Origin of the sequence: Pseudomonas sp. SED1, assembly GCF_034044025.1 — a bacterium.
Classification (GTDB): Bacteria; Pseudomonadota; Gammaproteobacteria; order Pseudomonadales; family Pseudomonadaceae; genus Aquipseudomonas.
Genome location: NZ_JAXCIS010000142.1, coordinates 21,359 through 34,558 on the forward strand (window position 1 = coordinate 21,359; position 13,200 = coordinate 34,558).

The window sequence follows — 13,200 nt, forward strand, 5'->3', positions numbered from 1 at the left end:
TTAGCGGTCCACGTCGGCCATAACGAAATCGATACTACCCAGGTACGCAATCAAGTCCGCGACCATTTCACCTTTGATCACCGAAGGGATCTGCTGCAGGTGCGGGAAGCTTGGAGTACGAATCCGGGTGCGGTAGCTCATGGTGCCGCCATCGCTCGTCAGGTAATAACTGTTGATACCCTTGGTCGCTTCGATCATCTGGAAGGATTCGTTGGCCGGCATCACCGGGCCCCACGAAACTTGCAGGAAGTGCGTGATCAGGGTTTCGATGTGTTGCAGCGTGCGCTCTTTGGGCGGCGGCGTGGTCAGCGGGTGATCCGCCTTGTACGGGCCTTCCGGCATGTTGCGCATGCACTGTTCGATGATCTTCAGGCTCTGGCGCATTTCTTCGACGCGCACGATGCAGCGGTCGTAGGCATCGCCATTGGCTGCCAGCGGGACTTCGAACTCGAAGTTCTGGTAGCCGGAGTACGGGCGCGCTTTACGCAGGTCGAAATCGCAACCGGTGGAACGCAGGCCAGCACCGGTGACGCCCCATTCCAGGGCTTCTTTGGTGTTGTACTGGGCGACGCCGATGGTCCGGCCCTTGAGGATGCTGTTGTCCAGGGCGGCTTTCTGGTACTCGTCCAGACGCTTGGGCATCCAGTCGATGAATTCCTTGACCAGGCGTTCCCAGCCACGCGGCAGGTCGTGGGCGACACCGCCGATGCGGTACCAGGCCGGGTGCAGGCGGAAACCGGTGATGGCTTCGATGACCTTGTAGGCGCGCTGACGGTCGGTGAACGTGAAGAACACCGGGGTCATGGCGCCGACGTCCTGGATATAGGTACCCAGGAACAGCAGGTGGCTGGTGATCCGGAAGAACTCGGCCATCATGATGCGGATGGTGTCGACGCGGTCAGGCACCTTGATACCGGCCAGCTTCTCGACCGAGAGCACGTACGGCAGGTTGTTCATCACGCCGCCGAGGTAGTCGATACGGTCGGTGTACGGGATGAAGCTGTGCCACGACTGACGCTCGGCCATCTTCTCGGCACCACGGTGGTGGTAACCGACGTCAGGCACGCAGTCGACGATTTCTTCGCCGTCCAGTTGCAGGATGATGCGGAAGGCACCGTGAGCCGATGGGTGGTTCGGGCCCAGGTTGAGGAACATGTAGTCCTCGTTGGTGCCGGAACGCTTCATGCCCCAGTCTTCCGGACGGAAGCGCGCAGCCTCTTCTTCAAGCTGTTGCTTGGCGAGGGTCAGGCTGAATGGATCGAATTCGGTGGCGCGGGCAGGGAAGTCCTTGCGCAGCGGGTGACCTTCCCAGGTCGGCGGCATCATGATGCGCGTCAGGTGCGGGTGACCCGGGAAGTCGATGCCGAACATGTCCCACACTTCACGCTCGTACCAGTTGGCGTTAGGCCAGATACCGGTCACGGTCGGAACGCTCAGGTCGCTCTCGGAGAGGGCTACCTTGATCATCACGTCGCTGTTACGTTCCAGCGACATCAGGTGATAGAACACGGTGAAATCGGCGCCGCTCGGCAGTCCCTGGCGCTTGGTGCGCAGGCGCTCGTCCACGCCATGCAGGTCATAGAGCATGACGTACGGCTTGGGCAGGTTGCGCAGGAAGCTCAGGACTTCGACGAGCTTGGCACGCGCCACCCACAGCACCGGCATACCGGTGCGTGTGGCCTGGGCGGTGAAGGCGTCAGGGCCAAAACGGTTATTGAGTTCGACGACCACATCCTGGTCGTCTGCCTTATAAGGCGGGATGTACAGAGCACTGCCTGTAGTCATGGTTTTTTATCGCTTTCGGTCAACGTAAAGAATGAAGCCAGGTTTTCGTTCTATAAAAGAAGCGGTTCTGGATCAGACTTCGTCGGGGCTGCGCAGGTTGGTGACTGCGATTCGCTGTTCGCGGCGCTGTTCCTTTTGCGAAGGCATCTCGGCGCGGTACACGCCTTGATCGCCGACGACCCAGGACAGTGGGCGACGCTCCTTGCCAATCGATTCCTGCAGCAGCATCAAGCCTTGCAGAAATGCTTCAGGGCGGGGCGGGCAGCCAGGCACGTAGACGTCCACGGGCAGGAACTTGTCCACCCCTTGAACCACGGAGTAGATGTCGTACATGCCACCGGAGTTGGCGCACGAACCCATGGAGATAACCCACTTTGGCTCGAGCATTTGCTCGTAGAGACGCTGAATGATCGGCGCCATCTTGATAAAGCAGGTACCGGCGATAACCATGAAATCCGCCTGACGCGGCGATGCCCGGATAACTTCGGCGCCAAAGCGCGCGATGTCGTGGGGCGCCGTGAAGGCGGTGGTCATTTCCACGTAGCAGCAGGACAGACCGAAGTTGTACGGCCACAGGGAGTTCTTACGTCCCCAGTTGACCGCGCCACTCAGCACGTCTTCCAGCTTGCCCATGTAGATGTTTTTGTGGACTTGGTCTTCTAACGGGTCGGAAACGGTTTCCCGTTCGCCGATGGGGTACTGCTCGTTAGGAGCATCCGGGTCGATCCTGGTGAGATTGTATTGCATCGCCAAAGCCTCATTGTTTCAGCTTCGCTTGCCGCTTGCGACGAGCTTCCGGAGCCCAATCAAGGGCGCCCACTCGAAATAGGTAGACAAGGCCTGCCAACAGAATTGCTATGAAAACGAGAGCTTCGACGAATCCGGTCCAGCCGCTTTCGCGGACGGACACAGACCAGGCAAAGAGAAAAAGGGCTTCGATATCGAAGATCACGAAGAGCATCGCGACCAGATAGAATTTGGCTGAGAGCCGCAAGCGGGCGCCACCTGTAGGCAGCATGCCGGATTCGAACGGTTCATTTTTGCTGCGGCCCCAGGCTTTTGACCCGAGGAGGCTGGAGACACCGAGCATGAAGGCGCAGAGGCCGACAACACCGAGGAGGAAAATGGCAAAGCCCCAGTTGTGGGCCATGAGTCCTGTCGCTTCGGTCATGCTGGAAATCCTTAACAGAGAGCAAAGGTCTCTGAGCTCGAAAAAGTAACGATGCAGTGACGATATGTCGCAGCGCAATCAATCGCGGTGATTTTATGGCTAAACACCGGGCAAGTAAAATTCCTATAGCGAAATTATTCGATGGAATAAGGACATAGTGCACCTTCTTGGGGCTGTAGCCCTTGTGGGGCGGGCATTAGCGCGCATTTAATGAATTGTGTTTTGTTTAACCGGTAACGAAGTTTTCATGCTCTAAATGATAATGAATATTGTTTGCGCGGGTTTTAAACAACTGTTCGGCGTTTAGCGGGGGAAGTTGCTGTTACTTGTGCGGGTGGCGCAAGTTGGTAAAGCGGATGTTTTAACTGACTTTGGCGACGCGGATACCGCTCTGGATCAATGTTTGGTCCAAAAAGGCGCGAAAGCGACCTCGGCGAGGCTTGGGGCGTTTGCGGTCTGTGATACGGCGAAACAGGATTTAGATAGCCTTTTGCTTGATGTTCGTTAATGTGTCGGAAAAATTACACAGCGTTGAGGGCTATCGCCCAACGAGTGCGTCAATTTCTGGCGATGTTCATTGAGGAGCGTACACGTGATCTGGTTTCTTGAAGGTCAATCCAGCCAGCGCGACATTATTATAGGTGCGCGTGAAGCATTACCGGCGGGTGTCAGGGTCTTTGCCTCACACCGCCAGGATCGGCCCGAGATCACAGGGCAGGCCGACGTCGCTTTTCAAGAGCCTCAAGACAACCAGGAGCGTATCGACTGGGTAATTGAGACGGCACTTGAGCACCGTATCGAAGTCATTCTTGCGGGACGTATTGGCAGCCAGTACGAGGCGGCACGCGACCGATTCGAGGCGGCTGGCTTGCGCCTTGTCACCGGCGGCATGTCCATGGAGACCTTTGACAAGGTCGACGATAAAAGCCAGTTCACCGCTGAGGCCGAGCGTGCGGGGCTCGCTTGCACGCCTGCGATTACGGTCACAAATGCCCAGGAACTGGCGGCGGCCTACGCGGTGCTGTCGGCGCAGGGAGAGGTTTGCATCAAGCCTGTGGTCGGCATCTACGGGCAGGGGTTCTGGCGGTTCAAGTCGGATGTCGACCCGTTTCGCTGTTTGCAAAACCCGGATGCGCGGGAAATCGATTTCGACACCTACCTGAAGATTTACCGGTCGGGCGCAGAGCGTGCGCCGATGCTGGTCATGCCTTACCTCGCCGGCAGCGAGTGTTCGGTCGACATGGTGTGCGAGGCGGGCAGGCCCGTGGCATTCGTGGGCAGGAGGAAGCAGGGCGTTCACCAGACATTCGAGCGCGAATCAGCGGCCGTGGAGTTGGCCCTCAAGGCTGCGGCGCATTTCAAGTGCGATGGCTTGGTGAACGTGCAGACGCGGGACGACCTTGAAGGCGTTCCCTATCTGTTGGAGATCAATCCGCGCTACTCCGGCGGTATCGGCTATACGCGCGCGACCGGGGTAAACCTGGCCGGAATTTTCGCCACTCGTCGGCTTGGTTTGCCGGAGCCGGCGAGTCAATGGGCCGAAGGCGTGCGCGTGAAGCCCATTACGGTCGCCGTACTAGCCTCTAATTGATATCAACGCGCCACAGAAAGAGTGAATGATTATGTCTGTCTTGACATAATCACCCTCACATCGATCAGGGAAGGTTAGGATGAAGGCGCTTACGCCCGGAGCAAACACCGCTATTTCAGGTGTAAAGACTGCATGGACACTCGACTCCGGTAACGCCACCGCCTTCGGTGAGTACGCTGCCGTCGCATTGCTCCCCGTCACCGAGAAGCGCCTGCCAACAGGCGATCCGGCGCTGTTTCAAATCACCCAGAAGTGGATGGAGTGGAGCGGCAAGCAAGCCTCGATCGGTTGTTCCCTTGATTTGTCCGCGTTGCCTGGCGGCAGTGAAGGGGTGTTGCTGGTCGTTTACACCTTTGGCGCCGCAGGCCCTGTCAGTGAACTCAAAGAGTTGCGTCTTCAGGTCGACAATCAGGTCGAGTTGCACCTGGATTTGCGTAACAACGGCGAATCGGCCATTGTCATCGGCGAGTTTTACAAGCGTAACGATCAGTGGAAGTTCCGCGCGCTCGCCGAAGGTTCCGCCTATGGCCTCGCCGCGATGGGGCGACGCATGGGCATTAGCATCGACGACGCACACCCAAACCGCCGCCCTTATTCCGGCGACTCTCCAAGAAACCGTGGTTCTGCAACGGGCACCGGTTTTGCCGTTTCACCCAGTCACGTCATGACATGCGCCCACGTAATCGAGGGCATGCAGGAACTGCACATTTCTTCTTTTGCCGGCCGTTACCGCGCGGAAGTGGTCGTGGTCGATCAACGTAACGATATCGCGCTGTTGCGGGTCCAGGACTGCCCGACGTTATCGCCCGTGCTCTTCAAGGACGGCGCCGGTTGTGCCCTGGGCGAATCAGTGATTGCACTGGGTTTTCCAATGGCGGGCCTGGCCGGAGGTGGTGTGCATGTCACCCAGGGAGGCGTGTCCAGTTTGTTCGGGCTGCACAACGATTCCAGTTTGCTGCAATTCACCGCAGCGATTCAGCCCGGGTCCAGTGGCAGCCCGTTGTTCGATACCAGCGGCGGGGTTATCGCCATGGTGACGTCGACCTTGCCGGACGCGCAAAACATGAACTTTGCCGTCAAGGCAGGCCTGCTCCTGGCCTTCCTGGATGCCTGCCAGGTGTCACCTTCCAAATCTCCAACGGGCCGAACGTATTCGACCTCGGAAATGGCCCGTGAAGCTCAATCCTCGCTTTGGCGGATTGAAGCCAGAAACCCGTAGAGGCACCCGGTTTGAAGAAAAAGTGAGGGGCATTGCACTCACTAAACGCCTCTTTTAGGAATGTCGTACATGGAATCCGCAGCAGTAAAAACATCGACCCGCCGACTCAGCGCGCAGCTCAAGCGCGGGTTGATGGAGGTTGATATAGACCAATCGGCCTTCGAGCCCGAATCACTCTTCGGATTCGCGGAACGCCGCAATCCAAAGCGCGCGTTCCTGTTTGTATCGCGGGTGCTGGGCAAGCATATCCCTGTGCGCCCATCGGCCATGCAGGCCAGTTACGCAAGCCTAGCCGCGAAGATTCCCGCAGATTTACCCGGGCCGGTGCTGGTGATCGGCATGGCCGAGACCGCCGTGGGCCTGGGCGCCGGTGTGCACCGCATGTACAGCAAGACCCGCCAGGACACCGTCTATCTGGTGAGCACCCGGCATCCGGTGGGGGATGAAATGTTCGCCCGCTTCGAAGAGGAGCACAGTCACGCCAGCGCGCACTTGATCCATCAGCCAACCGATCCCGCTATCCGCGAACGGATGCACCAGGCGCGTTCTCTGGTGCTGGTGGACGACGAGGCCTCAACCGGCAAGACGTTTATCAATCTGCACCGGGCGCTGATAGAGGCCGGGCTGAGCAAGGTCGAGCGGGTGGTGACGTGCGTGCTTACCGATTGGTCCCAAGGGGCCGTGCGCAAGGTCCTGGGCGAGACGGCCGATGAGGTGTCGCTGCTGCAGGGCACGTACCGCTTCCTTGAAGATGTGAGCGCGCCGCTGCCGCACATGCCGGATGTCGGGGCGGTGGCGGTGGGCGACTGGCCGATTGATCCGCGCAACGATTGGGGGCGTCTGGGCGTTTGTCATGTGGATGACACGCTTGCAACGGATATTCAGGTGAAGCCGGGCGAACGGATTCTCGTGGTCGGCACCGGGGAATTCGTGTGGCGCCCGTTCCTGTTGGCCGAGCGCCTTGAACAGGCGGGGGGCGACGTTCATTTCAGCTCCACTACTCGCTCGCCGATTGCCCTGGGGCATGAGATCGGCCACGCGTTGTCGTTCTCCGACAACTATGGCCTGGGCATCCCCAATTTTCTTTACAACGTGCGGCCAGGCCAATTCGACCGGGTGTTGATCTGTAGCGAAACACCTGCCCAGGCAGTTCCGCAATCGTTGATAGACGCATTGAACGCAGAGGTCATCGTCGATGAGCAGTAAGCGCCCCCTGATCCTCATAGACCTGGATGACACGTTGTTCCAGACGGCTCGCAAGATGCCCGAAGGCAGTGCCCGGCATACGGCGACGCTGGATGTCGATGGGCAGCCCAACGGTTACATGAGTGCCGTGCAGAAAACTTTTGTGGAGTGGCTGCTGGAATCGGCCGATGTGGTTCCGGTCACCGCGCGCAGCGTGGAAGCTTACAGCCGCGTGCAATTGCCCTTTGTCGCAGGGGCAGTGTGCTCCCACGGTGGGGTGATTCTTCAGCCCGATGGGACGTTGGACCGGGATTGGCATGGGCAGATGACTGAGGTGCTCGCCGCCTATCAAAGCCGTTTGCCTGCGCTCAGCGCGGCAACCTTGGCGATCGGCGAGGAAATGGGCTTTTCCCTGCGCGGCTGGGTGGTCGAAGAGCAAGGCCTGCTTAACTACGTGGTGACCAAGCACAACGAGTCCGACGACTCGGTGCTGCAGAAGGTACTGGCAGAAGTCCAGGCCTGCGGCCTTGTGGAAGGCATGCATATTCACGGCAACGGTAACAACCTCGCGTTCCTGCCCAATGGCCTGGCCAAGCGCCATGCGGTCCAGGAACTGCTGCGTCGAGACCGTGCCGCTCACGGCGAACGCCCGGTGTTGGGGTTTGGCGACAGCGTGACTGACCTGGGTTTTATGAACGAATGCAACTTCTGGGCAACGCCGGCCAATAGCCAACTGGCAAAAGTCGTGGAGGCGATGATCCATGCGTGATGCCTTCGCCCATCTGACAACGGTCGGTAGCGGGAGCTACCAGGCCGACGACGTGCTCTTCCTGCTGCAGCCCGTCGAGATCGAAGTGACGGATGTCCATGAGAAAGAGCGCCTGATCCAGACCAAACAAAAGCATTACTCGGAGATGATCAGCCAGGAGTCGGCGCCTACCGAGGTGCACAAAGAGCTGTACCAGCGGGCCATGCAGCAAAACGCGGGCAGGATGGCCAGCGACGTTCAGTCCTTGGCCCTGGCCCTGGACCAGGCTTGCAAGGGGCCTTCGATTGCGCTCGTGTCGTTCGTCCGCGCGGGCCTTCCGCTGGGCGTGCTTTTGCGCCGTGCGCTGCTGGATCTAGGGCGTGATGCCCATCATTACGGCATCAGTATCGTGCGTGACCGTGGCATCGACAAAGTTGCCCTGGAAGCAGTGATCGCCGCTCATGGCGCCGAAAACGTTGTGTTCGTGGATGGTTGGACCGGAAAGGGCGCAATCTCCGGCGAGATCCAGCGCAGCCTCAACGGCGATGCGCGGTTCCCGGAGCAGCCACGCCTTGTGGTGCTCGCCGATCCATGCGGGCGCGCCTGGCTGGCGGCTTCCGCTGAAGACTGGGTGATTCCATCGGGCATTTTGGGCGCCACGGTTTCCGGCCTGGTCTCGCGTTCCATCTGGCCTGCCGAGGGTGGGCTGCATGGGTGCGTGGTCTACGACCACCTGAATGAACACGATGTGACCCGCGACTTTGTGAACCAGATTGAAGCCGTGCGCCGGGCATTGCCTGCCGTCGCGCCAGCGTCTGCATGGACGCAAGCGCAGCGCACTGAGTTGCAATCGGCGGCGCTGGACGTGATCGACGTAATCGCCAAGCGTTTTGGCATTACCAATTTGAACCGGGTAAAACCTGGTATCGCCGAGGCTACCCGTGCCGTATTGCGCCGAGTGCCGGACCACGTGCTGGTGCGTGATCGCAGCGATCCGGACGTCCAACTGCTGATGCACCTGACCGAGCGGGCCGGTGTGACGGTTGAGGAAGTGGGGGCGGCCCTTGGCCCCTACCGTGCAGTGACCGTCATCCGGAGCTTGAGCTGATGAAGAAAATATCGCCTTACGCCCTGGGTGCCACGCTCTACATGCCGGCCACCCGTGAGGACATTCTCGAGGTAGTGTTTCGCAAGAAGCTGCCTCAACTGCGCTCTATGGTGGTGTGCCTTGAGGACGCGGTTGCCGAAATCGACGTCGACACCGCCCTGCGCAATCTCCATCGGTTGTTGAGCGCCATTGAGCAGCAGGGCGGCCGGTCGGAAGACGGGCCGATGCTGTTTGTGCGCCCGCGCGACTGGCAGATGGCGGCGGTGCTGAACGATTGGCCGCTGATGGCTCATGTCGATGGCTTTGTCGTGCCCAAATTGAGCCTGTCCAACCTGCGTGCATGGGAGTTGGCGGTTACCAACCCGCATATTCTGCTGATGCCGACCCTGGAAACCCGGGAAGTCTTCAATCCGCAGGCAATGGTCGAGCTGGGCACGGCGCTCAACGAAACGCTGGCGCAGCGCATCATTGCGCTGCGCATCGGCGGCAATGACTTGCTGGGTTGCCTGGGGTTGAGGCGTAACCCGGACATGACGCTGTACAACACGCCCATGGGCTATGTGATCCCGATGTTGGCCGGGGTTATGGGCTCCCAAGGGTTTGCCTTGACGGCGCCGGTGTTCGAGCAACTGGCCACGCCGCATCTGCTGCTGGAAGAGCTGGGCCTTGATATTGCTCATGGTTTGGTGGGTAAGACGGCGATTCACCCGAGCCAGATCAACACTATCCAGGACAGCCTGCGTGTCAGTGTTGAGGATTTAAATTGTGCCAAATTAATGCTGAACGAGATCGCGCCCGCTGTTTTCAAACACAATGACGCAATGTGCGAACCAGCGACTCATCTCAAATGGGCGACCAACATCCTTGAACGTGCCAAATGGCATGGCGTCAGGCATGTCGAGACCAGCCACACCGAACAACCGATTCGTCTCGCCGAGGCCGGCCGATGACTCAGGGCATACCTGCTTTTGTCCTGAAGCCAATGGCCGCCTGCGTGGCTGAAGACAACAACCGTACACACCAGAAAACGACGATTAACAAGGAGCGTACCGATGGCCCTGACTCTGACTAAAAACCAAACAATCTCCCTGGAAAAAACCGCGGGCGGTGGTGGCCTTACAGCGATCAGCCTGGGACTGGGCTGGGATCCGGAGAAAGCCGGGTTCCTGGGGCGGTTGATGGGCAACAGCGGTGAGATCGACCTGGATGCCTCTTGCATCCTTTTCGATGCAGACCTTCAGCCAGTGGACCTGGTGTGGTTCCGCCAATTGCAATCGCGCGACGGCTCGATCAAGCATTCCGGCGACAACCGCACCGGCGAAGGCGATGGCGACGATGAAACCATCAACGTTGACCTGCAGCGCCTGCCGGCCACGGTCAAATCGCTGGTGTTCACCGTGAACAGTTTCACGGGGCAAAACTTCGAAAAAATTGCCAACGCCTACTGCCGTATCGTCAACGCAAGCAACAAGACCGAACTGGCGCGCTTCAATCTGTCCGAGAAGGGCAGTCATACCGGCGTGGTCATGGCAAGTCTGGTGCGCGAAGCCGGCGGCTGGGAATTCAAGGCTATCGGTCAAGTCACCAACGGCCGCACAGCTGACGACCTGGTCAACCTGGCCATCCAGGCAGTACGGCCATGACGACCTTGGGGCCAGGCGCAAACGCGCCGGTCGCCACCGGCCAGGTACGGGTCGATATCAGCTACTCGGCCATTCCGGGCGCTGATATCGACGTGTCTGCGTTTGTCCTTGGGGCTGCTGGAAAAGTCCGCGGCGACACCGATATGTGTTTCTACGGGCAGACCAATGTACTGGGTGGCGCGGTGCAAATGACCGAGTCCTCGGCCGGTCGCGCGGGGTTCACGCTTGACCTGTCGCGCCTTGAGGCGGCAGTCGAGAAAGTCGCGTTGACCGCAACGATCTATGAGAACAAGGCCAGCTTCGATCGTGTGTCTCATCTCGCACTGACTGTCACCGGCGGCATTGAGGCGCAGATCCCCACCGCAGGCATGAAGGAAACCGCACTGATTCTGGGTGAGTTCTATCGTCGCCAGGGTGAATGGAAGTTCCGCTGTGTAGCCCAGGGTTTTGCGGGTGGCCTGGAGCCGTTGGCCCAGCACTTTGGTGTTGAAGTCGCTGCGCCTGCGCCCGCAGCTCTAACTCCAGCTCCAACTCCAACTCCAGCACCCGTGCCTGCTCCGGCAGCGGCGCCGAAGCCATCGGTCAGCCTCAGCAAAATTACCCTCGACAAGACTCGCTCGTCGATCAGCCTGGAAAAAACCGCTGACGGCTTTGGCGAAATCAAGGTCAACCTGAACTGGAACAAAGGCAAGGGTGGTGGCGGTTTCTTCTCGCGTAACAACGCCATTGACCTGGATGTCGGGTGCCTTTACGAGTTGCAGGATGGTTCCAAGGGCGTCGTTCAGGCGCTGGGCAATTGCTTCGGCGAACTGAATCGTGACCCCTACATTCAGCTCAAAGGTGATGACCGTACCGGCGCCGTCAGTGATGGCGAATGGCTGCACATCAACGGTAAACACTGGGGTGAGATTCGACGGGTCCTGGTGTTCGCGTTCATTTATGAAGGCGCCCCGAACTGGCGGGAAACCGATGGCGTGGTGACTATCCATGTCCCGGGTCAGCCACCTATCGAGGTTCGCCTGAATGAAGAGGGCGGTCGCCTGGGTATGTGTGCAATCGCCCTGCTGGAAAACGTCGGTGGCAGCGTCAAGGTGAGCCGCCGCGTTGACTTCCACAAAGGGCATTCGCTGATGGACAAGGCTTACGGCTGGGGTATGCGCTGGGCGGCAGGTTCCAAGTAATCCGGATATCCAACTGCAATTGAATACGGCGGGCCAGACCGGCCCGCCCTTGAGGTGAACAACATGTTGTCATGGCTGAAAACGAATGCGGCGCTTGCCCGCGAGAAGTTGACCACCGAGGTAAGCAAGTTCAAGAACAGGGAGTTCATGGAAGCTGTCGCCAACAGCTGCGCTATGGTCGCGGCGGCCGATGGTGAAGTCACCTCCGCAGAAAAAACCAAGATGGCGGGGTTCATCAGCAACTCGCCCGAACTGAAAGTGTTCAACCTGACCGACGTCATCAAGGTTTTCAACGACGCGTGTGCCAAGTTCGAATTTGACTTCCAGATCGGTCAGGCTGAAGCCCTGAAAAACATCAGCAAGATCAAAGGCAAGGACGGGGCAGGTCGTTTGCTCGTTCGTGTCGCCTGCGCCATTGGCGCGTCGGACGGTGATTTCGACGAAAAAGAAAAAGCCGTTTGCCGTCTGATTTGTCTCGAGCTGGGTCTCCCCCCAGCTGACTTTGAACTCTAAAGGAACATTACTGTGGAAGTTAGCCACCTGGGTTTCCCCCCGCTGACCATTGCCGTGTTTGTAGCATTGGCGATTGGCGCGATGGTACTCGACATGTTTACCCACCGTGGCGACCAGCCCATCAGCCTGGCGCGTGCGTCGGCCTGGTCGATATTCTGGATTCTCATCTCGTTCGCTTTTGCAGGATTCCTGTACGTCGAGCACGGTTCTGAAGTCGCCACGCTGTTCATCACCGGCTACGCCCTTGAAAAAGTGCTGAGCGTGGACAACCTGTTCGTGTTCATGGCGATCTTCGCCTGGTTCAAGGTGCCCAATGGCCTGCGTCATCGCGTGCTGTACTGGGGCATCCTTGGCGCGATCGTGTTCCGCCTGATCTTCGTCGCCATTGGTACCGGACTGTTGGCCCTGGGGCCTTGGGTCGAAGTGGTCTTCGCCCTGGTCGTCGCCTGGACTGCCGTCATGATGCTGCGCAGCGGCGGCGATGACGAAGAAGAAGAGGATTACTCCCAACACATGGCTTACCGTTTCGCCAAGAAACTGTTCCCTGTGTGGCCGAAACTGCACGGTCATGCCTTCTTCGTACGTCGCAAGACCCTGGAAGCCGAACTGACCAAGCCGGAAAACGCCGGGATGTCGTTGGCTGCCAAAGGCGGTTTGTTCGCGACACCACTGTTCCTCTGCCTGGTGGTGATGGAAGTCTCCGACGTGCTGTTTGCGTTTGACTCTGTCCCGGCAGTTATTGCGGTGAGTCGTGAGCCATTGATCGTGTTCTCGGCGATGCTCTTCGCCATTCTCGGCCTGCGGACCATGTACTTTGTGCTGGAAGCCTTGAAGCGCTACCTGGTTCACCTGGAAAAAGCGGTCATCGCACTGCTGTTCTTCATTGCCGTAAAACTTGGCTTGAATGCGACAGACCATATTTTCCATCACGGCTACAACATTGATCCGAACACCAGCTTGATCATTGTTGTCGTTGTACTGGCCATCGGTATTTTTGCCAGCGTGCTCTTCCCTCAAAAGGAAGAAGTCGAAGTCGAAAAATCGTAATTTCAAACA

Annotated in this window: 13 protein-coding genes; 10 read left to right on the forward strand and 3 right to left on the reverse strand. The window is 58.8% G+C overall.

The annotated features are described in order from the left end of the window. The 3 genes from nuoC to SNL23_RS18000 form a co-directional block, all read right to left on the reverse strand. A complete protein-coding gene (nuoC, locus tag SNL23_RS17990; RefSeq protein WP_076016758.1) occupies positions 1-1,785 on the reverse strand; it encodes an NADH-quinone oxidoreductase subunit C/D in 1,785 nt (594 codons plus the stop codon). 72 nt (positions 1,786-1,857) lie between these two features. Then, complete coding sequence (locus SNL23_RS17995; protein WP_003174719.1) at positions 1,858-2,532, reverse strand: NuoB/complex I 20 kDa subunit family protein; 675 nt, start codon at positions 2,530-2,532, stop codon at positions 1,858-1,860. Between the two features lie 10 nt (positions 2,533-2,542). Next, positions 2,543-2,956, reverse strand: a complete 414-nt coding sequence (locus SNL23_RS18000; RefSeq protein WP_003219575.1) for an NADH-quinone oxidoreductase subunit A — start codon at positions 2,954-2,956, stop codon at positions 2,543-2,545. Between the two features lie 592 nt (positions 2,957-3,548). Here SNL23_RS18000 and SNL23_RS18005 point away from each other — a divergent pair. The 10 genes from SNL23_RS18005 (at position 3,549) to SNL23_RS18050 (ending at position 13,191) form a co-directional block, all read left to right on the forward strand. Then, entirely contained in the window at positions 3,549-4,547 is a 999-nt protein-coding gene (locus tag SNL23_RS18005) for an ATP-grasp domain-containing protein (RefSeq protein WP_167663371.1), read from the forward strand. Between the two features lie 79 nt (positions 4,548-4,626). Then, a complete protein-coding gene (locus SNL23_RS18010; protein WP_076016760.1) occupies positions 4,627-5,766 on the forward strand; it encodes a trypsin-like peptidase domain-containing protein in 1,140 nt (379 codons plus the stop codon). A 69-nt stretch (positions 5,767-5,835) separates the two neighbouring features. Further along, the gene (locus tag SNL23_RS18015; protein WP_167663370.1) at positions 5,836-6,972 is read left to right on the forward strand and encodes a phosphoribosyltransferase domain-containing protein; all 1,137 of its coding nucleotides are present in this window, start codon (positions 5,836-5,838) and stop codon (positions 6,970-6,972) included. Beyond that, positions 6,962-7,720 (forward strand): trehalose phosphatase, encoded by a 759-nt coding sequence (locus SNL23_RS18020; protein ID WP_318302994.1) that lies wholly within the window; start codon positions 6,962-6,964, stop codon positions 7,718-7,720. The genes SNL23_RS18015 and SNL23_RS18020 overlap by 11 nt, the downstream gene beginning before the upstream one ends. Next, positions 7,713-8,807, forward strand: a complete 1,095-nt coding sequence (locus tag SNL23_RS18025; protein WP_318302995.1) for a cysteine protease StiP family protein — start codon at positions 7,713-7,715, stop codon at positions 8,805-8,807. The genes SNL23_RS18020 and SNL23_RS18025 overlap by 8 nt, the downstream gene beginning before the upstream one ends. Beyond that, on the forward strand, positions 8,807-9,757 hold the full coding sequence (locus SNL23_RS18030) for an HpcH/HpaI aldolase/citrate lyase family protein (RefSeq protein WP_167663367.1): 951 nt from the start codon (positions 8,807-8,809) through the stop codon (positions 9,755-9,757). The genes SNL23_RS18025 and SNL23_RS18030 overlap by 1 nt, the downstream gene beginning before the upstream one ends. Positions 9,758-9,859: 102 nt before the next feature. Then, positions 9,860-10,450, forward strand: coding sequence for a TerD family protein (locus tag SNL23_RS18035; RefSeq protein ID WP_076016765.1), 591 nt, complete (start codon positions 9,860-9,862; stop codon positions 10,448-10,450). Next, complete coding sequence (locus tag SNL23_RS18040; RefSeq protein WP_318302998.1) at positions 10,447-11,631, forward strand: TerD family protein; 1,185 nt, start codon at positions 10,447-10,449, stop codon at positions 11,629-11,631. Before SNL23_RS18035 ends, SNL23_RS18040 begins: the two co-directional genes overlap by 4 nt. Before the next feature lie 63 nt (positions 11,632-11,694). After that, the gene (locus SNL23_RS18045) at positions 11,695-12,144 is read left to right on the forward strand and encodes a tellurite resistance TerB family protein (RefSeq protein WP_076016767.1); all 450 of its coding nucleotides are present in this window, start codon (positions 11,695-11,697) and stop codon (positions 12,142-12,144) included. A gap of 12 nt (positions 12,145-12,156) precedes the next feature. Further along, entirely contained in the window at positions 12,157-13,191 is a 1,035-nt protein-coding gene (locus SNL23_RS18050; RefSeq protein WP_076016768.1) for a TerC/Alx family metal homeostasis membrane protein, read from the forward strand. Positions 13,192-13,200: the final 9 nt, after the last annotated feature.

What these genes read in the sequence shown, in the direction of transcription:
- SNL23_RS18040 (WP_318302998.1), top strand. Translation starts at nt 10,447, where the DNA reads ATGACGACCTTGGGGCCAGGCGCAAACGCGCCGGTCGCCACCGGCCAG.
- SNL23_RS18045 (WP_076016767.1), top strand. Translation starts at nt 11,695, where the DNA reads ATGTTGTCATGGCTGAAAACGAATGCGGCGCTTGCCCGCGAGAAGTTG.
- SNL23_RS18020 (WP_318302994.1), top strand. Translation starts at nt 6,962, where the DNA reads ATGAGCAGTAAGCGCCCCCTGATCCTCATAGACCTGGATGACACGTTG.
- SNL23_RS18030 (WP_167663367.1), top strand. Translation starts at nt 8,807, where the DNA reads ATGAAGAAAATATCGCCTTACGCCCTGGGTGCCACGCTCTACATGCCG.
- SNL23_RS18015 (WP_167663370.1), top strand. Translation starts at nt 5,836, where the DNA reads ATGGAATCCGCAGCAGTAAAAACATCGACCCGCCGACTCAGCGCGCAG.
- SNL23_RS17995 (WP_003174719.1), bottom strand. Translation starts at nt 2,532, where the DNA reads ATGCAATACAATCTCACCAGGATCGACCCGGATGCTCCTAACGAGCAG.
- SNL23_RS18035 (WP_076016765.1), top strand. Translation starts at nt 9,860, where the DNA reads ATGGCCCTGACTCTGACTAAAAACCAAACAATCTCCCTGGAAAAAACC.
- SNL23_RS18025 (WP_318302995.1), top strand. Translation starts at nt 7,713, where the DNA reads ATGCGTGATGCCTTCGCCCATCTGACAACGGTCGGTAGCGGGAGCTAC.
- SNL23_RS18010 (WP_076016760.1), top strand. Translation starts at nt 4,627, where the DNA reads ATGAAGGCGCTTACGCCCGGAGCAAACACCGCTATTTCAGGTGTAAAG.
- nuoC (WP_076016758.1), bottom strand. Translation starts at nt 1,785, where the DNA reads ATGACTACAGGCAGTGCTCTGTACATCCCGCCTTATAAGGCAGACGAC.
- SNL23_RS18000 (WP_003219575.1), bottom strand. Translation starts at nt 2,956, where the DNA reads ATGACCGAAGCGACAGGACTCATGGCCCACAACTGGGGCTTTGCCATT.